This window comes from Micromonospora sp. LOL_021 (genome assembly GCF_048060215.1).
Classification (GTDB): Bacteria; Actinomycetota; Actinomycetes; order Mycobacteriales; family Micromonosporaceae; genus Micromonospora_E.
The window spans coordinates 1-20,504 of the sequence record NZ_JBHMIN010000078.1; the positions used below are offsets into that span (position 1 = coordinate 1).

At 71.5% G+C, this 20,504-nt stretch carries 15 protein-coding genes and 1 pseudogene; 9 read left to right on the forward strand and 7 right to left on the reverse strand.

The genetic code is table 11. The features are described 5' to 3' along the window. On the reverse strand, nt 1-5,134 hold a 5,134-nt coding region (locus ACFHWT_RS29480), incomplete at its 3' end, for a toxin glutamine deamidase domain-containing protein (protein WP_416597925.1). 103 nt (nt 5,135-5,237) lie between these two features. Here ACFHWT_RS29480 and ACFHWT_RS29485 point away from each other — a divergent pair. The 4 genes from ACFHWT_RS29485 (at nt 5,238) to ACFHWT_RS29500 (ending at nt 7,046) form a co-directional block, all read left to right on the forward strand. Next, nucleotides 5,238-5,570: a hypothetical protein gene (locus ACFHWT_RS29485; protein ID WP_416597926.1), complete on the forward strand. Its 333-nt coding sequence runs from the start codon at nt 5,238-5,240 to the stop codon at nt 5,568-5,570. Between the two features lie 126 nt (nt 5,571-5,696). Continuing rightward, nucleotides 5,697-5,828: a hypothetical protein gene (locus tag ACFHWT_RS29490; protein ID WP_416597927.1), complete on the forward strand. Its 132-nt coding sequence runs from the start codon at nt 5,697-5,699 to the stop codon at nt 5,826-5,828. Nucleotides 5,829-5,858: 30 nt separating this feature from the next. Next, nucleotides 5,859-6,155: a hypothetical protein gene (locus ACFHWT_RS29495; RefSeq protein ID WP_416597928.1), complete on the forward strand. Its 297-nt coding sequence runs from the start codon at nt 5,859-5,861 to the stop codon at nt 6,153-6,155. A gap of 375 nt (nt 6,156-6,530) precedes the next feature. Beyond that, a complete protein-coding gene (locus tag ACFHWT_RS29500) occupies nt 6,531-7,046 on the forward strand; it encodes a hypothetical protein (protein WP_416597929.1) in 516 nt (171 codons plus the stop codon). Nucleotides 7,047-7,672: 626 nt separating this feature from the next. Here the strand turns inward: ACFHWT_RS29500 and ACFHWT_RS29505 are convergent. Together ACFHWT_RS29505 and ACFHWT_RS29510 are read right to left on the reverse strand one after the other, a co-directional pair. Beyond that, entirely contained in the window at nt 7,673-8,014 is a 342-nt protein-coding gene (locus tag ACFHWT_RS29505) for a hypothetical protein (RefSeq protein ID WP_416597930.1), read from the reverse strand. Then, nucleotides 8,011-8,403, reverse strand: coding sequence for a YbaB/EbfC family nucleoid-associated protein (locus ACFHWT_RS29510; protein ID WP_416597931.1), 393 nt, complete (start codon nt 8,401-8,403; stop codon nt 8,011-8,013). The genes ACFHWT_RS29505 and ACFHWT_RS29510 overlap by 4 nt, the downstream gene beginning before the upstream one ends. A 157-nt stretch (nt 8,404-8,560) precedes the next feature. Between ACFHWT_RS29510 and mycP the strand changes: the two genes are divergently transcribed. Next, the gene (gene mycP, locus ACFHWT_RS29515; protein ID WP_416597932.1) at nt 8,561-9,877 is read left to right on the forward strand and encodes a type VII secretion-associated serine protease mycosin; all 1,317 of its coding nucleotides are present in this window, start codon (nt 8,561-8,563) and stop codon (nt 9,875-9,877) included. Between the two features lie 10 nt (nt 9,878-9,887). On the opposite strand, the gene ACFHWT_RS29520 is transcribed toward mycP, so the two are convergent. The 3 genes from ACFHWT_RS29520 to eccB all read right to left on the reverse strand — a co-directional run bounded on the left by ACFHWT_RS29520 (nt 9,888) and on the right by eccB (nt 12,124). Further along, nucleotides 9,888-10,172, reverse strand: a complete 285-nt coding sequence (locus ACFHWT_RS29520) for a WXG100 family type VII secretion target (protein WP_416597933.1) — start codon at nt 10,170-10,172, stop codon at nt 9,888-9,890. Nucleotides 10,173-10,186: 14 nt separating this feature from the next. Then, entirely contained in the window at nt 10,187-10,510 is a 324-nt protein-coding gene (locus ACFHWT_RS29525) for a WXG100 family type VII secretion target (RefSeq protein ID WP_416597939.1), read from the reverse strand. A 198-nt stretch (nt 10,511-10,708) separates the two neighbouring features. Continuing rightward, entirely contained in the window at nt 10,709-12,124 is a 1,416-nt protein-coding gene (eccB, locus tag ACFHWT_RS29530) for a type VII secretion protein EccB (protein WP_416597934.1), read from the reverse strand. 75 nt (nt 12,125-12,199) lie between these two features. Between eccB and ACFHWT_RS29535 the strand changes: the two genes are divergently transcribed. Then, nucleotides 12,200-13,060: an SUKH-3 domain-containing protein gene (locus ACFHWT_RS29535; protein ID WP_416597935.1), complete on the forward strand. Its 861-nt coding sequence runs from the start codon at nt 12,200-12,202 to the stop codon at nt 13,058-13,060. Here the strand turns inward: ACFHWT_RS29535 and eccD are convergent. Next, nucleotides 13,050-14,435, reverse strand: a complete 1,386-nt coding sequence (eccD, locus tag ACFHWT_RS29540; RefSeq protein ID WP_416597936.1) for a type VII secretion integral membrane protein EccD — start codon at nt 14,433-14,435, stop codon at nt 13,050-13,052. The genes ACFHWT_RS29535 and eccD overlap by 11 nt on opposite strands. A gap of 125 nt (nt 14,436-14,560) precedes the next feature. Between eccD and eccCa the strand changes: the two genes are divergently transcribed. The 3 genes and pseudogenes from eccCa to ACFHWT_RS29555 form a co-directional block, all read left to right on the forward strand. Further along, nucleotides 14,561-18,517 carry a type VII secretion protein EccCa gene (gene eccCa, locus ACFHWT_RS29545; RefSeq protein WP_416597937.1) on the forward strand — a complete coding sequence of 1,319 codons (3,957 nt, stop codon included), beginning with the start codon at nt 14,561-14,563 and terminating at the stop codon, nt 18,515-18,517. Between the two features lie 77 nt (nt 18,518-18,594). Next, entirely contained in the window at nt 18,595-19,191 is a 597-nt protein-coding gene (locus tag ACFHWT_RS29550) for a hypothetical protein (protein ID WP_416597938.1), read from the forward strand. A 31-nt stretch (nt 19,192-19,222) separates the two neighbouring features. Further along, nucleotides 19,223-20,504: pseudogene (locus tag ACFHWT_RS29555) on the forward strand (hypothetical protein); the annotation flags it as partial.

The following is a 20,504-nucleotide window of genomic DNA, read 5'->3' on the forward strand; positions in this document are numbered from 1 at the left end:
CCTCAAGATCAGCCTGAAAACCCACATCCTCCAACGGCGCCAAATTCAACGGACCAACCGGACGCGAGCCGGCCAGCGGCGCATCGCCGTCCTCCGCCGGTACGGCCCGGTCGGCTACTCCGGTGGCGGGCCCGGCTCCGGCCACACCTGCCGACCCGAGATCCGGCCCTGCCGACGCTCCGCCGCGTACTCCTCGACCACCACCGTCGCCGGCAGGCTCGGCTGGGCGGTCACCACGCCCGTCAGGTCCACGATGAAGCTCCCCTGACCGATGTGCATCCCGGCTTGCCGTTCCTGGGTCGACAACTCCTCCCGGACCAGCCAGCCGAACTCGAACGGATACATCTCGATCGGGTTCCTGCTGCCCAGCAGTCTGCTGATCAGTGCTCTGGCCTCGTCCTCGGTCATCGACTACCCCTCCCTGCTCCGGCAACGTCATCGACTCACCTGCGGCATTCGCCGACGCCAGGCTCGTTGACCCGGTATCGCGGCCCTCACCGGACACCGGCCGGATGCCGGTCAGGTCTGGCTGGCCTCCCGGCATATCCGGGTCAACTCCGCCTCGCTCGGCAACGGCACCGCCGTGAAGTGATGCGTCACCGACTCCGCCATCACCCGATCGACGAGCCTGGTCTGCTCCAGGTCCGGCGTCGAATAGAGAAACGCCGCTGCTACGTCCGGACGGAAGTTCCACCTCTGCGTCGGGCGGTCCCAGATCACGGCCTGCACCGGTCCGCGCTCCTGGGCCAGCGCGAGCACGTTCGCCGGAGTCCCATCCAGCTCCCCTGGCGGATACATCAGATAGTAGGTGAACGTCATAGTCAGCCGACACCCTCCCTTGTGTAATCTGGTCGACGAGTCCCACGAAGTCCGCCTGATCGAGACCGAAACGGCCGGCAAACTCCGAAAACCTGATTCCTTGCTCATTCAACCATATCGCGAAATCACTGGCAACATTGCGCCGCCTGGAATCACTTATCCATTTGGCAAATCCGTTTTGGATCGAATTTCCATAGGCTTCAGCAATCAAATCTAAGCCGACCGGAAGTTGCGACGAAACCCCGGTCGATTTGTTTATCGCCAGGATATTAAGAAACGCTTCAACCCTGCTCTCGGACGACCGAACAGGATCTCGGACGACCTCGTACCAGCCGTGGGTCTGCTTACCAACGAGCCAGCTTCGTTCCGTCGGAAACTGGATCTCGAATACGCGACCACCAGGAGACACAAGAACACTGTTCAGCCCATAGAACCTGTTCCCCGGATTCCAATAAGACTTAACCTGTTGAACCTCATATCCCCGACCAACGAGGCCATCCACCGTTTCACTAACCGCTAAGCCATAATGTCGCTCTGGCGCCAGGAGCGAAAATCGAACTAGATCACCGACCTTGCCGAGCGCCCCTTGTAGATCCAGCCCGATAGGCTCAAATTCTACCTTGAACTTTCGCGCCAATGACTCAGCATGCTTTACCCGATGCTCGAGACCTACTGGCGTAAGCATCTCCGGCCCGACGAGTCCAATCTCCGCGCCGGCCTCGGCAGCCGCCTCAACAAGGTCTGCGAGTGCGGCATCGGCGTCTTGGCGAGCAGCAAGCAGAGCCGTGGCCAGGAGCTCCCGGTCACTAGCCGAAAGGCTGTCCAGGTACGGGGTCGGCTCTGGATGCCCGACTGAATCGGACGAAGGGTCGCTTGCGACGAGAGAAGCAGTCAGGTCCCGCTGGCCTCCTGGCAGATCCGGGTCAACTCCGCCTCGCTCGGCAACGGGACCGTCGTGAAGTGATGCGTCGCCGACTCCGCCGTCGCCCGGTCCACTCCTCGGAAGTTGTTGCGCTCCTGGTTCACGAACAGCACTGCTATCGCGACGTCCGGCTGGCAACTCCACTTGGCGGTCGGTCGGTCCCAGGTCACCGCCATCGTCGGGCCCGGATGGTTCGCTAGGGCGATCACGTTCGCCGGGTGGTCCGACGGACGTGTCGGGTGGTACAGCAGGAAGTACTGGAACTCCAAGTCCGCCACCCACATCACCTCTCCGGTCCAGCCCGAATCCGGGCACGTCAGTGTAATCAAGTCCCCGAGCCGTAAGCACGTCGACGAGAGTCTGTCGAGTTGTAGTGAGCCACTCGCCATAGCGCTGCCGAACAGTGTTGTCCGGGGCCGTACCTGAGTCGAGCTTGCCTAGCCACGCCGCAAGTCCATTGAACTGCGCCGGCCCGAACCGGTTTGCCAGAACATCGAGACCACCGGGTAGCCCGTCGGCCAGTCCGGCCGCCTTGTTCAGCGCGAGAATGTCGAGGAAAGCGTTGACGCGATCAGCCGAATGAGAGTCCCTGTCCCGCAGTACCTCATACAATCCGTGAGTCGCTTTTCCGACTCGCCAGCTCGCCTCGGTCGGAAACTGAATCTCGTACAGCTGACCCTCAGATGATCGAAGAGTGGCGTTGAGGCCGTAGAATCTGTTGCCGAGATGCCAGAAGACCTTGCCGGTCACCACTTGATGATGAGCCGACTCAAGGCCGCTGAGGACACGGTCGACCGCGGTACCGTAGGCGGGCCCAGCGGGGGTCTGCACGGAGAAGCGGACGACGTCGTTGATCACGGCGAGCGCGGCCGGTATGTCATCGCCAACAGGGCGGTGCTCTGTCACGAACTTTCTGGCCAGCGACTCCGGATCCTTGACCCGATACTCGGTCCCGAGCAGCCTGAGTTCCTGCACACCGGTCAGGTCACTCATCGTTCGTAGCCCGACAAGGACGTCGTCCAGCGTTGCCTGGATCGCCTGCGCGCTGTCCCCCGCAGCCGCCACGCCATGCTCCAGCTCCTGCCGCTCGGCGTCGGACAGCCGATCGAGATAGCTCGTCGTATCCGCAGCAGGGCCGCTAGTTATCGGCTGGTCTCCTGGCAGATGCGGGTCAACTCCGCCTCGCTCGGCAACGGGACCGTCGTGAAGTGACGGGTCACCGACTCCGCCGTCTCCCGGTCCACTGCCCGTACGCTGTGGCGCTCCGGGTTGGCGTACAGGATCGAGGCCGCCACGTCCGGTCGGAAGCCCCACCTCGACGTCGGACGGTCCCAGATCACCGCCTGCGTCGGCCCGGTGCCGGCCGCCACCGCTATCACGTTGACCGGCGGCTGGGTCTGGTCGTCCGTCCGATACAGCAGGTGGTAGCGAAAGGTCAGGGTTGGCATCTGTGCTTCCTATCGCATCGGGATCGAAACCGGGCAGGTCGGACGGGTCCAATCCTCGCGCAGCCAACTCCTGCTGGAAGCTGCGGCTCGGATCCGCTGCCAGCCAGTCGGCGTAGTCCTGCCGCAGTCCGGCCTGGTCCTGCCTGCCGATCCACTTGGCGAAGCTGGTGTCCTTCGGTGGGCCGTACCGCTCGGTCAGCACCGGCATGCCGCCGGGCATCCGGCCGGCGATGTCGTGCGCCTTGTTCACGGCGAGGATGTCGAGGAAGGCGTGCATCCGGTCGGCCGGGGTCCGCGCCGGATCGCGCATCACCTCGTACGGGCCGTGGGTCTGCTTGCCGATCGCCCAGCTGGTGGCGGTCGGGAACTGCACCTCGTATGTCCGGCCCGTCGGCGACACGAGGGTGCAGTTCAGCCCGAAGAACCGGTTACCGGGGTGCCAGAAGCTATTGACGTCGGTCACCTGGTGGCCGCTGGCGGTCAGCGCGTCGAGCACTCCCGCGACCGCCGGCCCGTACCCGTCGGTCTCCGGTGCCCGTACGGAGAACCGCACCACGTCGTTGATCTCGGCCAGCGCCTCCGGGAGTGTGTAGCCCTTCGGCTCGAAGTCGGTGCTGAACTTGCGGGCCAGCGACTCGGCGCCTTTGACCCGGTACTCGCTGCCCAGCGGGGTGAGCGCGGCGGTGCCGGCCAGGCCGAGGTCGGTGTTGAGCCGGTCGCCGATGGTCTGCAGTTCGGCGAGGATCGCGTCGGCGTCGGCCTGGGCGGCGGCCAGCTCGGCGAGCAGCGTGCCCCGGTCGGGTTCGGTCAGCGCGTCGAGGTACACCGCTTCACTGGCCGCCCCGGTGGTCGACGCCGCCGTCGTCTGTGGGCCGTCGGCCGGCACCGGGTTGCCGTCGGCGTCGAGGACGATCGACCAGACCCCGTCGACGTCGCTGCCGTAGATCGGCGCGGTGTCGGAGACCTGCCGGCTCTGCGCGTCGATCCAGGTGATCCGACCGTCGTAGTTGACGGCGTTCCAGGTGTGTGCGCCGCCGCCGGCCGCCGCCGTCCAGCTGGTGATGATCAGCGCGGCGGATCCGGGGCCGGCGCGCCGCAGCTGGTCGGCGACCGCGTCCAGCCCACCCGGCCCTCGGCCATTGGTCTCGAACCGGGCTCCCAGCCACTGCTCCTGGCGCCGGGTGCTGTCCGGCTCGGCGGCCATCGACGCGCCGGTCGCCGCCGCGACCTGCGGGTCGCCGTACCAGGTGGCGAGGACGGACAGGCCGACGTCGGCGCAGTTGGTGCTGCGGCCCGGGTTGGCCGGGCCGCCGTCGTTGACCAGCTCCGGCCAGCGGCCGTCGCGCGGGTCGGGGTACCGGGCCGGACGGCCGTCCGGCCCGACCGGGACCGCGTCGGCCAACGCCTGCTGGTCGGCGGGATCCGGCGGTACGAGACCCTGCCCGTCGCTGGTCGGTCTGGTCTGCGGCAGCGCCCGGCCGTCACCCAACGCACCGGAGTCCGGCGGTACGGCCGGGCCGGGCATCCGTTCGGTGTCGACCACCGGGGTGATGCCGAGGTCGTCGAGCATTGGTCCGCACGACCGGCAGGGTGGTCGGTAGTCGCCGCGTTCGTACACCACGTCGACGTCCTGGGCACGGCGGAACTGGTGGGTGACGATCCGCGCCCCGGCCAGCTCCGATCGGGCGTACGCAGCAAAGTCACCGATCCGGCCGGCATCCTGCCACTGGCGTTCCAGCTGGTACACCACATCAGAGACCAGGGCGACCTCGGCGCACCGGCCGTGCCCGCTGCCGACCCGGCTGACCTGCTGGGCGACCTCGGCGAGGACGGTCTCGACCAGCGGATGCGGCGTCGGCTGGGTGGCCGGGTCGGTGCTCTGGTCGGCGGTCATACTGCTGTGTGTGGTGATCTGCCCGCCACGGGTCATCAACGCCCCGACCACGCCCGGCCGTTTGCCCATCGAGATCTGTTCGCCGGGCGTGGCCTGCTGCTGGTGTCGGGTCACCGCACTCGTGACGGCGTCGACCAGGGCCCGGGACGCGTCGATGAGTGCCTGGTCGGCGTCCGTGCTGTTTGGATCGCCGTCGAACTGGACCGGGGCCAACTGCCAGCTGTGCGTACCGGTGCCGGTGGGACCGGCCGACCGGCGCAGGGTCTGCGGGTCGACGGTGGTGCCGCCGGACGGTTGCCGGGGTGCCGGGTCGGACGGCCGGTCCGGTCCGCCGGTGGTTGCGGTCGGCGGCGGCGCGGACACCGGTGGGCCGATCGGTGGCAGTACCGGCGGCGTCGGACTGGTCGTCGTGTTCGGGCTGGTCGCGGCCGACGTCGGCCCCATCGGGCTGGTCGCGGTCGGGGTTCCGACCGGCTGGCCGGGCTGAGCCGGTACGGCGGGTGCGGCGGGTGCGGCGGGTGCGGCGACAGCCGGTCCGAAACTGACCGAGCCGGCGGATGGTCCGGCAGCAGGACCGGCAACCGGTGCCGGTGACCGGACCGGTGCCGAGGTGGTGCCGGTTGACGAGCTCTGGGGAGCAGCCGAGGTGGTGCCGGTCGACGAGCTCTGGGGAGCAGCCGTGGTGCTGCCGCCGGCCGTCGACGCCCCCGCCGTGGCCTGGGCAGTCGTCTGGGCTCCGGGCTGAGCCGGCCCCGACGTGGACGTCGGAGCCGGTGTGGACGCAGCAGCCGGCGCAGACGTCGCAGCCGGCGAACCCGGTGTAGACGGGGAGCTTTGCAGGCCGGCGGCGGTCACGGCCGGAGCCGCTGCCTGCGCCGACGTGCCGACCCCGGCCGGGGAACCGGCGGCGACCTGTACCGGCGGCCCGTCGTCCGCCCGCGCCGGCCGTACGCCGTCCGCCGTGGCGTCCGACGACGTGATGTCCGGTGCGGCGGTGCTGGTCGACGGCGCGTCGGGCGAGGACGCGTTCACCGGGCTGGTGGTGTCCCCCGCACCGACCACCGACGGCTGACCCGAGGTGGCCACCGGAGGAGGCTCGGCACTGGCTGCCGGCTGCGTGCCGGGTTGGTCGACGGCCATCGGGGCCGCCTGGGTCGTCGGGGCGTCCTGCGTGGTCGGGGCAAGCGAGATGGAACCGGCCCCGGAATCCGGTACGGTCTGCGGCGTCGTGTCTGCCGTGACCGGAGCCGGGGCGGCGGTGCCCGTACCGCTGGCCGGGTCGGACCCGGTAGCGGTAGCGGCGCCGGACCCGCTGTCACCGGCCGGGCTACCACCTGCGGGGCTACCACCTGCGGGGCTACCACCGGCCGGGCTGTCGCCGAGCGCGCCAAGGTCGAGCCCGGCGGCGTCCACGCTCGTCAGCTGAGCATTGCCGGCCAGGTCGACGGTGCCGGGCACGCCGGTCGGCGGCGCGACACCACCCAGCCGGTTTGCCAAGCCAGCGGCCGCGCTGCCGGCGGACGCCGCCGCCATGGTGGCACCACCCCGACCGGCACCGCTGGTGAAACCACCGAGCGCCCCCTGCCAGCCGGGGTTGGTCCACTGCTGGTTGACGGCAAGGTTCGCGGCGACGCTGGCCGCCGGCGAGATGACCGCGTTCTGCATGCCGGCGGCGACCGACCTGCCGCCCCAGCGGACGACGCCAGCACCCCGGAAGTCCATTGCCGGCGGCCGGAACGAAACCGGCACCCGGGGCGCGACCGTGTTACGCAGCAGCCGGTTGCCGCCGAAGCCGAGCATGCCGCCGAACGCGCCGCCGACCCCGGCGGTGAGGGTCCGCCGGCCGTCCCAGTTGTCGCGGTTGCCCTGGGCGACCTGGAACGCCTGGGCGCCGATGTCGATGATCAGCTCTTCGCCGATCTCCTCGGCCAGCTCGATACCCAGCTGGGTGCCGAGCCGCTGAGCACCGGCGCGGGTGACGTGGGTGGTGGCGATCCTGGCCGAACCCTGCAGCGCGGCCCGCATCCCGGCCTGGGTGAGCATCTGCCGGCCGAGCTGGGCCAGCAGCCGGCGGAACGCGACGGTGACCGCCTGCCGGCCGGCGGCGAGGATGCCGGGGATGGCACCGGCGGAGACGCCGCCCAGCCAGGCCATCAGCAACGCCACGAACACCGCGATCACGGTGATGGCCACCGCGATGAGAATCGTCAGCTTCGCGTACTCGATCTCGGTGGCTGCGGTGTCACAGCCGTTCGCGAAGGCGGCGGCGGCCTTTTGCAGGACCGGCAGTCCGGTGTTGGGGCCGACCCCGACCTGCTGCCAGAAGTTGGCGAACTCGGCGCCCGCGTCGCCGCCCCAGCTCTCGATGACCCGCAGCGCGGCCGGATCGGCGTCGGCCAGTGCGACCCGTACCACCTCTTCGAGCTCACGCCAGGCGGCGGCGAGCTCGCGCATCTGGTCCTCGTCACCGGTCGGCCACGCCTCGCCGGCGCTCACCCAGGTAATGGCGTCCCAGACCCACCCGTACTCGCCGAACCACTCCCGAGGATTGATGATCGCCACGTCGTGGGCCCTCCGACAGCGACCGGGCTACCTGCCGCCGCCGAAGCTGTCGCCGACCGCGCCGTCGTCGTCGACCGTGCCGTCGACCGAGGAGACGATCCGGAGCCCGGTGTCGGCGAAAGCGGCGACGAGGTCGTCACCGGCGTCCAAGGTCACCTTCGCCGGGGCCTCGTCACCGCCGTCCAGGTAGTGCTCGTTGAACGTCCGGCCGGCCTCGTCGTCGCCCCATGGCCTGGCCTCGTTGAGCGCCCGGATGGTGCCGGTGACACGGGCCCACTCGGCCGCCAGTGTCTCGGCCGCCGCGCCGAGCGCGTTGCCGGCCGGGCGGGCCAGGTCCGGGTTGAGGAAGGTCTGCTGCGGATCGGTCATTTCCGGTCGCCTCCGGGCAGGTCGGTGTCGAGCTGTCGGAAGATGCCTTCGAGGTCGAAATCCATGTGTGCCTGGAACTGCGCGTCGGGCACGAACGGCCGGCAGAGCTGCTCCACTTCGGCCATCGCCTGGGCAGTGGCGGCCCGGATGGTCTCGGTGACCGTGGTGGACAGCTGCGCGGCGTTCGGCCGGCGGTAGATCCGCGGGTCGAGCTCCACCTTGGTCACCTGCCCTCTCGGCCCGACCGTGACGGTGACGAGCCCGTCGTCGGAGGTGACGGTGGCCGACACCGCCCGCAGCCGCTGTTGCAGGTCGGCGGCGCCGGACCGCATCCGGTCGAACTGTGCCATCAACTCGTCGGCGCGGGCGCGCAGGCCGTGCACGTCCATCGTGTCCCTCCCCGTCGCCGCGTCACACCGGGCGCTGCCGGGCACCGAGGGTGAAGCGTCAGGACGACGATACTGAATGTGTGCCAGCCGCACGAGCCCGCTGGTCGCCGCCGCTGGATAGGATGCCGGGCGGTACGGGAGGTCTGGAGGTCAGCTGATGCGGTCACCGACCCTGCTGCCGGCTGTCGCGTTGGGCGTACTACTGGGCGTACTGCAGACCGTCCCGCCGAGCGTGCTGTCCGTTGTCGCGGCGGCGCCGGCGTCTGCCGCCCCGGGCAGTTGCCGCAGCCCGGCCGACCCCGGCCCGGTGATCCCTCAGATCTCCTGGCATCAGCGTTGGTTGGCGCCCGAGCGCAGCTGGCCGGTCACCGACGGGTCGGGGGTACGGGTAGCGGTGATCGACTCCGGTGTCGACGACGACCATCCGCAACTTTCCGGTCAGGTCACCGTCGGCGCCGACCTGACCGGCGTCGAGGCCGACGGCACGGTGGACTGCGCCTCGCACGGCACGGCCGTGGCCAGCCTGATCGCTGCCACCAGGGTGGACGGCGTCGGCTTCCACGGCATCGCCCCAGGGGTGACGATCGTTCCGATCCGGGTCACCGAGCGGATCCAGGCGCAGCAGGATGGCTCCGCCTCACCGGCGGACCGGCTGGCCGAGGCGATCGACCTCGCGGTTGCCAGCGACGCGAAGGTGATCAACATGTCGCTGATCATGTACCGCGCGGACCCGGCGGTACGGGCAGCGGTCGAGCGCGCCGTCCGGGCCGACGTGGTGCTGGTGGCCGCAGCCGGCAACAGCCACCAGCAGGGCGCATCGCCGGATCCGACGCCGTACCCGGCGGCGTTCGACGGGGTGATCGGCGTCGGGGCGATCGACGAGAACGGCGTACGGCTGGCGGACTCGCAGGTCGGTGACTACGTGGACCTGGTGGCCCCGGGTGGGGCGGTGGTGGCGGCGAGCCGGGTGTCCGGGCACCAGGTGGTCGCCGGCACCAGCTACGCCACCCCGGTGGCAAGTGCGGCGGCGGCGCTGCTGCGGGCCGCCGAGCCGGATCTGTCGGCGGCAGGCGTAGCCCGGCGGCTGACGGCGACTGCGGATCCGGCGCCCGGTGGCCGGTCGGACGGCTACGGCCACGGGGTAGTCAACCCGTACCGGGCGGTGACCGAGCGGTTGACGGCGGGTGAGCCGGTCGCCGCACCGGCGCTGCCGACGGTCGCGCCGGATGCCGCCGCAGTGCGGCGGGCAGCCCGCTGGCAGCAGCTGACCGAGACCGCCGTGGCGGTGGCCGCCGGTACGGCGTTGCTGATCCTGCTGGTCGCGGTAGCCGTGGCGGCGCTGCCGGGTGGCCGACGCCGCCGCTGGCAGCCGACCCGGCGGACGGTCGGCCGCAGCGGCGCGGCGTCACAAGGCGGTGCGGGCACCGATCCGCAGGAGGCGTACTTCGCGGTGCCCGGACCGGTCGGTCGGTGACCGAGTCGGTCTACTCGAACTTGGCCCGGTTGGCCGCTTCGCGTGCCTGCATCCGTAGGGCCGCCTCGCGCAGCGCCTTCTCGATCCGGTTGAGCAGGTCCTTGAGGTCGTTGGCGGCAGACTCCCACTCCGCCTGCCGGGTCAGGTACGCGGTCTGCGCGTCACCCTCCCAGGTTGCCACCAGCGGCTGGATGCCGGTCTTGAGGCCGTCGAGCTCTTGAATCATGTTCTTGGCCGCGGTGCCGCAATTGTCGGCGGCGTTGTTCAGCGCGGCGAAATCGTAGCGGATGTCCATCTCGATCCCTCCGGTCAGAGCTTCAGCGCCGCGGTGATCTGGCCGGCGGTCGCCCCCGCCGAATCCATCTCGGATTTGATCTCTTCGTCGCTGACTTCGTAGTCCTTACCGGCCGAACCGACCGCCTCGGCGATCGACCGCAACGCCAGGTTCAGCCGCGCCATGTCCTCGTCGAACGCCTGACGCACCTGCTGGAACGAGCCGGCACCGATGCCCTTCCACTGGTCGTAGAGCGGCATGAGCTGGTCCATCAACTGGTTCAGGTTGCCGGTCAGCCGGTTCGCAACGTCATCGACGTCCTTCTCGGTCTGAACCATCAGCCCGGTATTGGTGTTCATCCCGGTCATGGTGATCTTCACCCCGTCCTCTGGTGGGATGCCCCGCAATCCGAGGGGCGGTGCCGCATGGTGCGCCGGCGCACCATCTGTCAACGGAAACGGTAGTTCCTTGTGTCCAGTGACGCCAGACCGATACCGATCGACCGACGCCACCAGGCCGGCGTCCGTCGATCCACAATAGTCCTTCAGGCTGGGTCATCAGGCTGGTCGTCGGGCTGCCGCCGGGTCCAGCGCCGGCCCGCCCGGCAGCCGTACCACCAGGCTGGCGGGTAGCCGCACCGGCTGCACCTCGGGGTAGCCGAGCATCGCGGCGACCGCCCGGTCCGCCAGCGGATAGCGGATACCGAGGTCGGTCACCAGAGTCAGGGTGCCAGCCGGGGCGTCCGGGGCGGGCATCGACTCAACCAACGCGCCGTGGCCGGGCTCGATCACCACCCGGTCCGCCAGCGGTACGCCGTCGGCGGTGCGCGCCGGGGTGACGATCGCCTGCGTCGGCGGCTCGACCTGCGCGTCGACCAGCACCTGCGGCTGGTGGCTGCCGGGTGGGTAGCCCGCGCAGACGCTCTGCCGGCCGTCGGTCAGCCGCAGGATGTCCGGTCGGCGCTGCGGCGCTCGAGCACCGGTTTCCCCGGACTCGGCCGCCCGAGGCGCGCCGACCACGGTGGCGGCGGCGACCGGCCGCGCGGTCGGCGGTTCGCCGCCGTACGCGTCCCGGGTGCCCGGATCGGCGAGCAGCACCTCGGCCTGCAACTCGGTCAGCGGCGCCAGCCGGTCCCGTTCGGCAAGGTAGTACTGCCGGTCGCCGGTCTGGTTCTCGACCACGTAGATTTCGCCGGTGACCGCGTCCGGCAGTGCGGTCGACGGCTCGCCCCGGCCGGGCACCGGCCGGCTGCCGATCGGCTCCCCGGCCGGCAACGCGTTCAGCCAGGCCCCGCCGACCAGCACGACCGGCTCGGAGCGCAGGGCCAGGCCCTCCAGGACGATGTCCTCGTCGACCAGTTCGTGCCGCTGGTCCCGCCAGATCAGCTGCAGGTGCCCGGTGTCGGCGTCGCGGACCAGCAGCGCGCCGTCGCCGGTGGGCCGGCCACCGACCGGCGGCCGGCCGACGGTCAGCACCGTGGTGCTCACCAGCTCACCGGACTCGTCCGGAACGGCCTGGGAGCACAGTGTCCACCCGCCGGTCAGGATCCGCTTCGCGTCGGGCAACGCGTCCGGTGCGTCCGGGATACCGATCCGAGGGCCACGTGGCGTACCGGCCAGGGAGTTGCGGGACACGTCGGTCACCGGGGCGAATGACTCCAGCGCCAGCAGCGCCGAGGCGTAGTTGACCACCGGGTGCAGGTGACCCTCGCGGTAGAGGTACCGGGTGCCGGTCTCCTTCTCCAGGATGACCGAGGCACCGTCCTGCCAGCTGGTCGCTCCACCCGGGACGACGAAGCCGAAGACACCGACCGCGCCGAGGCACAGCACCGCCACCATGATCCCGCCGAGGCCCGCGCCGCCGAGCCGCTGGAACGGTGCGACCGCCGGATCCGGGTCCCTGGCCACCAGCGCGGACGTCATCCGCTGGACAAAGAACTGGTACGACTGAACCTGGTCGCGCCGCGACGGCATGCCTGGTTTCCTTCCACCCGTCAGCGCCGCGCGGCTGCACCACGCGGCGTGCTGCCTACCATAGGCTCACGCGGCGTGCCGCCTCCCACAGGCTCCGGTGACGACGGCGTACCGTGGGGTCTCGCCCGCAGCCCGGAGGGAACATCGATGCTCGGTCGCGACGAGGCGCTGGACCTGGCCCGACGATGGGCGACCGACCACGGTGCCAGTGCCAACGCCGACGAACGGATCGGCCTGCACGAGTTCGAGCACGGCTACGTCGCCTGGCTGATCCCCACCGACGAGTCAGCGGGCCCGGCGGCTGGGCCGCCGCCCGGTTCCGGGTCGCCGCGGATCGTGATCGACCGGGAGTCCGGCGAGGTCAGCCAGTGGCCGCCGGTCCCGGTGACGGTCGTCGCCGAGCGGTACGCCGCCGCTCGGGCCGCCGCCCGCCGGTTCCCGCCGGACGTCCGGCCGGTGCTGGAAGCCGCCGGCTGGTTTCCCGGCCGGGACGTCTCCGCGATGGTCGACCAGTGGGCCGGCCGGTGGGCGGGTGAGCTCGACGGGCTGGTCATGACGCCGGTCGCCCGCGCGGCGCTGACCGAGTTCGGCGGGCTGACCATCGCCCAGTTCGGCTCGGACGGCACCGCCGACGCCGGCTTCCCGACCTTCGTCCACCCGGTACGCAGCGGCCTGGTCACCGAGGAGGCCCGGGTCTTCGTCGACGAGTACGAACATCCGGTGTTTCCGCTCGGCGGCAACTCGGACGGCCCCGCCGAGCTGGTCGTCGACGGCGCCGGCCGAGTCCTGCTGCTGCACTGGGCCGGCTACCAGTACGTCGCCGACGACGTCGACACGGCGCTGATCCGGCTGGTCCGTGGCGGACCGTTCCCACCGCTGCGCCCGGAGCAGCTCGCCGGGCCGACCGAGGGACCAGCCGGAACCGTCAGCCGTTGATCGCCCGCATGAAGCCGTAGAGGCCGAGCACGGCGCAGGCCACCGGCACCACCGCCAGCTGCAGCACCACGTCCAGCCCGTCGCCGAGCCGGGCCAGCCGGGGCGCCGGTGGACGTCGGCTGTAGACCATCCCGGCCGCCAGCACCAGCGCCACCACCAGCAGCACCACCGGCAGCAGGGCCAGCCGGGTACCGGCCGCCATCCCACCCGTACCGACCAGGGTCAGCAGGCCGACACCGACCAGGCCGCCGGCCAGCAGCGGCACCCGGTGCCGGATCGTCGAGACCAGCCGGGCCCGCAGCAGCTGACCGGCCGTCACCACGGCGACCAGCAGCACCGCGCCGACCGTAGCCGAGAAGGTCAGCAACGCCGACCCGGCGGCGGCCACCACGGCCGTACCGAACATCAGGCCGGTCAGCACCTCGTCGGCGCGGGCCGTCGCCCGGTAGATCTCCGCCCGGTCCGGCTGCGGGTCGTCGCGGACCAGGTCCTCGGCGGTACGCGGCAACGCCGGCATCGGCAGTTTGCCGGCCCGTACCGAGATCAGCGGCAGCGCCGGCAGCAGCAGGGTCACCGCGGCCACCAGCACTGCCGCGGCGCGCGGCCCGTCCAGTGGCCCGACGGCCAGCACCGCACCGGTCGTCCCGCTGACCCCGGTGAAGATCGCCGCCACGAAGACCCGGCCGGCGTCTCCGACGCCGAGCATGCCGAACACCCCGGTCAGGGTCAGCGCCGCCGAACCGACCAGCAGGTGCGGTGCCCCCAGCTCGGTGACCGGTTCGCCGCCGGCCAGCGACACCGCACCGCCGACGAACGCGTACGGCAGGGCCAGGGCGGCGAGCACCGCGCCGGCCAGCGAGTCGGCCATCGCCCGGGACAGCAGCACGCCGACCGCGACCAGGACGGCGGCGGTGCCGAGCAGGGCCGCCCCGGCGGCCGCCCCGGTGCCGCCGGCGGTCACCACCGCGACCAGGGCGAGCAGCAGCAGAACGGCCCCGGTCAGCAGGCCGGTCAGCCGGGTGGCGGCCGGCGTCCAGGACAGTCCGCGCCGCCGGGCACCGGCAGCGATCGCCTCCATCAGGTCGTCGTAGGCCAGCTCCGGCCACTCGGTGCGGCGGGGCAGCAGATGCAGCGTCTCGCCGTCGCGGACCTGCTGCGCGGCGAGCGTACGGTTGAGGTCCAGGGTGGATCCGTTGGTACGCCGCAACGCCCAGCCGCCGTCGGCCGTACCGTCGGAGGGGTTCTCGTCGGCCTGCCGCAGCACCGCCGGGAGCAGCCCGACCAGCGGCAGGTGTTCGGGCAGGGCGAGGTCGATGCGTCGGGTCGGCGCCACGACGGCGATCCGGGCGAGTCCGGTTCCGGCCTGGGTGACCACTGCTGACTCCTCATCAAGCCGCGCGGGCTGTCCTGACTCGAGAAGGCTACCTACCATGTGCCGGTGCCATCGGTGCCGGTAGCGACCCGGCGTCCGGGTGTGACGACGACGGGGAGGATCGATCCGTGGGTACGGTGGTGATACGGCGTCCGGCGCGCCGACCCGAGCCGGAGTACCCGTCCGGCGAGGTCCTGCTCGACGCGCCCCCCGAGCTGCCGGCGCCGACCGGCCGGTCCTGGGCACAGCTGATGATGCTGCTGCCGATGCTGGCCGGCTCGGTCGCGATGGCGCTGATGTACGCCGGCCGGGGCGGTTCGACGCTCAGCTACGTCGCCGGTGGCCTGTTCGGCCTCTCCGCGCTCGGCATGCTCGCCACCCAGCTGTCCAACCAGGCCGGTGGGCCGAGTCGGCAGGAGATGGCGCAGCGGCGGCGCGATTATCTGGCGCATCTGTCGCGGCAGCGTCGCCGGGTGCTGCGGACCGTACGCCAGCAGCGGGAAGCCGCGTTCTACCGACACCCGGACCCGCAGACGCTGTGGTCGGTGCCGGTCGGTCCCCGGCTGTGGGAACGCCGCCGTGGCGACCCCGACTTCGCCACCGTACGGGTGGGTCTCGGGCCGCAGGAGCTGGCGACGCCGCTGGTCCCACCGCCGCCGACCGCGCTGGAGAAGCTGGAGCCGATGTGCGCGTTGGCGCTGCGCCGCTTCCTGACCAGCTACGCCACCGTGCCGCAGCTGCCGGTGGACATGGCACTGCGCGGCTTCGCCCGGGTGCATCTGCGCGGCGACCCGGACGCCGCCCGCGCCCTGGTCCGGGCGGTGATCGCCCAGGCCACCGCGTTCCACGCGCCGGACGACATGCTGGTGGCGGTCTGTCCGGCCCCGGCCCGGCGGGAGCACTGGGAGTGGGTCAAGTGGCTGCCGCACGCCCTGCACCCGACCCGCACCGACGCGACCGGCGCGCTGCGGCTGGTGTCGCCGACGGTGACCGGGTTGGAGGCGATGCTCGACGACGTGCTCGCCAACCGCCCCCGGTTCAACCTCACCGGCGGCGGGTCCGCCACCGCCTCCGGGCCGCACCTGCTGGTGGTGCTCGACGGCGGAGACCCGGCCGGCTCCGATCACCTGATGACCGACGGCGGGGTGGAAGGGGTGACCATCGTCGACCTGTCCGAGCCGCCGCCCCGGGTGCTCGACCGGGCCCGGCTGGTGCTCGATGTCGCCGCCGACGGGTCGATGGCCAGCGTCACCCTGGACGGCCGGGCGCCGATCGGCACCGCCGACGGCTGCACGGTCGCCGAGGCGGAGGCGTTGGCGATGGAGCTGGCGCCGCTGCGGCTGTCCGCCGCGTCCCGTGGCGAGCAGCCGCTGCACCTGGAGCAGGACCTGGCCGACCTGCTCGACCTGGGGGATCCGTACGAGTTCGACGTGGACCGGGCGTGGACGCCCCGGCCGAACCGGGACCGGCTGCGGGTGCCGCTCGGGCTGACCCCGGACGGCACCCCGGTCGAGCTGGACCTCAAGGAGTCCGCGCAGGACGGCATGGGCCCGCACGGCCTGCTGATCGGCGCCACCGGCTCCGGCAAGTCGGAGCTGCTGCGCACCCTGGTGCTGGCGCTCGCCGCCACCCACTCGTCGGAGACGCTGAACTTCGTGCTGATCGACTTCAAGGGCGGGGCGACGTTCACCCGGCTGGACAAGCTGCCGCACACCAGCGCGGTGATCACCAACCTCTCCGACGAGTTGCCGCTGGTCGACCGGATGACCGACGCGATCAACGGCGAGCTGGTCCGCCGGCAGGAGCTGCTCCGCTCGGCCGGCAACTACGCCTCGCAGCGTGACTACGAGAAGGCCCGCGCGGCCGGGGCACCGCTGGAGCCGATGCCGGCGCTGCTGATCATCTGTGACGAGTTCTCCGAGCTGCTGACCGCCAAGCCGGACTTCATCGACATGTTCGTCCAGATCGGGCGGGTCGGCCGGTCGTTGAGCGTGCATCTGCTGCTCGCCTCGCAGCGGTTGGAGGAGGGCCGGCTGCGCGGGCTGGACACCCACCTGTCGTACCGGATCGGCCTGCGGACCTTCTCCGCGATGGAGAGCCGGGTGGTGCTCGGCGCCACCGACGCGTACGAACTGCCCCGCTCCCCCGGCCACGGCTACCTGCGGTTCGGCACCGAACCGCTGGTACGGTTCCGGGCCGCGTACGTCTCCGGCACGTACCGCAGCAAAACCGCCGAGGCGGTCGCGGCCGGCGACGGCGACGACCGGGTCCAGGAATACACCACCCAGTACGTCGCCCCCCGGCTACCGGCCGACGCCCGGCAGCCGGCGCCCGAACCGGCCGACACCGGCGGCGAAAGCCTGCTCGACATCCTGGTCAGCCGGCTGACCGGCCGGGGCAAACCGGCCCACCAGGTGTGGCTGCCGCCGCTCGGCGACCCGATGACCCTCGACCAGCTGCTCTCCCCGCTGGTCGCCGACCCCGAACGCGGCGTCACCGCCGCCAGCCCGACGCTGCAGGGCGAGTTGCGGGCCGCCGTCGGCCTCATCGACAAGCCGTTCGAGCAGCGCCGCGACGTGCTCTGGCTGGAGCTTGGCGGCTCCGCCGGGCACACCGTCATCGTCGGCGGACCGCAGAGCGGCAAGAGCACCCTGCTGCGTACGGTCGTGTCGTCGCTCGCCCTCACCCACACCCCGCGCGAGGTGCAGATCTACTGCCTCGACCTGGGCAGCGGGGCGCTCACCGCGCTGCGTGACCTGCCGCAGGTCGGTGGGGTCGCCACCCGCCTGGACGCCGGGCAGGTCCGCCGCACCATCGCCGAACTGCGGCTGCTGATGGCGCAACGGGAACGCCGATTCGCCGAGAGCCGGATCGACTCGATGGCCACCTACCGGCGGGAACGCCGGCACGGCGGGCACACCGACGACCCGTTCGGGGACGTGTTCCTGGTAATCGACGGCTGGGCGGCGGTACGCGCCGAGTTCGAGGACCTGGAGCCGGCGATCAACGACATCGCCAACCGGGGACTGTCGTTCGGCGTACACCTGGTGATCAGCGCCGGCCGGTGGATGGACCTGCGACCGGCGGTACGCGACGTCTTCGGTACCCGGCTGGAACTGCGCCTCGCCGACGCCAGCGACTCCAATCTGGACCGGCGGGCGGCGATGAACGTGCCGGACAAGTCACCTGGCCGGGGCATCACCCCGGACGGCATGCAGTTCCTCGCCGCGCTGCCGCGCACCGACGGAGACGCCGACGCCGAGACCCTCGCCGACGGGGCCCGGCGGTTCGTCACCGACGTCGCCGCCGCCTGGCAGGGCCCGGGTGCGCCACCGGTGCGGCTGCTGCCGGCGGTGGTGCCGTACGACTCGGTGCCGGACACCGGACGCCCCGGCGTGCCGATCGGCATCGCCGAGGTAGACCTGCAACCGGTGCACCTGGACCTGGGCGCCGACCCGCACTTCATCGTCTTCGGCGACGGCGAGTCCGGCAAGAGCAGCTTCCTGCGGGCGCTGGCCCGGGGCATCACCGACCGCAACGACCTGACCCAGGCCCGGCTCATCGTCGTCGACTACCGGCGCAGCCTGCTCGGCGACATCAGCGAGAAACACCAGATCGGGTACGGCACCTCGGCGGACGTCACCGCCGGCATGCTGACCGAGGTGGTCAACGTGATGCGGGACCGGCTGCCCCCGGCGGACGTGACCCCGGAACAGCTGCGTACCCGCAGCTGGTGGCGCGGCCCTGACCTGTACATCCTGGTCGACGACTACGACCTGGTCGCCGGTGGCGGCGGCAACCCGCTGCTGCCGCTGCTGGAGTTCCTGCCGCAGGCCCGTGACATCGGGCTGCACCTGGTGATCGCCCGGCGCAGCGGCGGCGCCAGCCGTGCACTGTACGAGCCGATCCTGATGCGACTGCGCGAGCTCAGCTCGCCGGGCCTGGTGATGTCCGGCAGCCGCGACGAGGGGGTGCTGCTCGGCAACGTCCGGCCCGGCCCGCTGCCGCCGGGGCGGGGCTGGCTGGTCACCAGGCGGGAAGGCACCCGGCTCGTCCAGTTGCTCCATTTACCGTCCACATCGTGACTCTCGGTCTACGACGATTGCGGTGACGCGATAGTTTTGTGGATGCCGATGCGCACGTGGGGCCTGGGGGAGGGATCATGGCGGACGACAGCTGGCTGGTCAACGAGACGATCGACGTCGACATCGAGCAGCTCGACGACTTCGCCCAGTGCGTGATGGACGAGCTGCGGCTCAACTTCCAGCCGAGCCTGGCGAGCGGCATCAACCACATGCTCACCATCCCGGTGCCGTTCGGCGGGTCGGGGATGTCCGAGGGCCGGTTCTTCCAGGGTCGGCACGACGAGAACCGTGAGGCGGCCACCCTGCTGCTCGGCGAGGTAGCCAAGGGCCTCGCCTCACTGGCGACCGCCGCCAAGTCGATCTCCGCCGAGTACCTGAACGGCGACGCCCTGGTCGCGGCCGACCAGATGACCATTTTCGCCGCATTCTCCAACCTGGAAGGCGGCGAGACGCTCGACGGCCTCTGGCAGGACCCGGAGAGCGGCGTCGAGGATCCGAGTCTGGTGGTCGATCCGGACGAGGAGACCTCCTCCTACGCCCCAGAGGCCGCCGACCGGGACCTGTCGCTGTACGAGGCCGAGACGATCGGGGAGGGCGACGGTGCCTACGACATCCGCGCCGACGACGAGGACATGCACGACGACGAGCTCGACAGTCCGTCGGCCGATCACTGAGCAGCACGGATAGCGACGGCGAGGAGCGGGGATGTCCGACGAGTACTTCGGCTGGCAGCCGGTGTCGATCCCGTACGTGAGCGCCACGCGCGACTACGTCGTCCACGACTACTCGGATCCGAACCAGCGCTACGAACCCACCGTGTGGGACAAGGAGACGACCAACATCGAGACGATGTGGGGTTGGATCCAGAACGAGAGCGACGAGCGGGTGATCGCCGTCGCCGACATGTGGCACCGGATCGGCGTGCTGCTCGAGAGCACCCGCAACAACCTGCAGCGGTACGCGACGGCGCTGGCCGCCAAGTGGCAGTCACCCGCCGGTGAGTACTTCATGCAACGGGTGGGTGCCACCCTCTACTCGCTCGACGAGTGGAAGGAGGCCGCCGACAGCAACCGCCGTGGCCTGGAGCAGTTGGCCGGCAAGATCGAGTCGACCCAGCAGGAGTTCCGCACCCTCTGGGAACAGTACACCGTCGAGGCCGCCGACCCGGACAATGGTCTGCAGTGGTCCGACACGTACGACTGGATCCCGGGCACCACCGGCCGGACCCGCAAAGACGTGATGGACGACTACTTCGAGCGCGCCCGGGACATCATCAAGCCGTTGGCCGACATGTACATCGACGTGTACCTGAGCCACATCACCCGGGGCACCACCTTCCGGGGCCCGACCGACGCGGCGGTGGTCCACCCGTCGGTCGCGCCCCCCGGCGGCCCAGGGGCACCGCCGCCCGGCGCGCCGCCGCCCGGTGCGCCGGACGCACCGCCCCGGCCGGAGTTCCCGGGGCGTGGCGAGCTGCCCGGGCTGGACCGGGGCGCGCCGTCACCCACGCCAACACCGCCGGTGCCGGACGGGCTGCACCTGGCCGGAGGCACCGTCGCCCCGCCGGCCGCGCCTCCGCCGACGGCCAACCTCCCGCAGACCGGTGCCGGCCCGGCGCCGAGCCCGCCACCGGCGGTGGTGCCACCCGGCGTCACCCCCGGGCCACGACCGGGAGCACCGGGGGTCAACCGACCCGGAGCACTGCCGCCGGGTGCGAACCGCCCCAACCCTCCGCTCCGGCCACCCGGTCCGCCCCGGCCGGCGCTGCCCGGAGCCGGTGGACCGCCGCCGAACAACCCGGCCGGCCGAGGTCCCGCGCCGCAGCGCCCGTCGCTGCCGGGCAGCACCGGGCCGACGCCGGGCGGCTCCCGGCCACCGGGGCCGACCGGCCGACCCCCGGTCCGACCCTCCCCAGCCGCGGCGCCACAGTTGCCGGGCAGCACCGGCGGCCGCCCGACCGACGGCGGCACCGGCCGGCCCGCCGCCC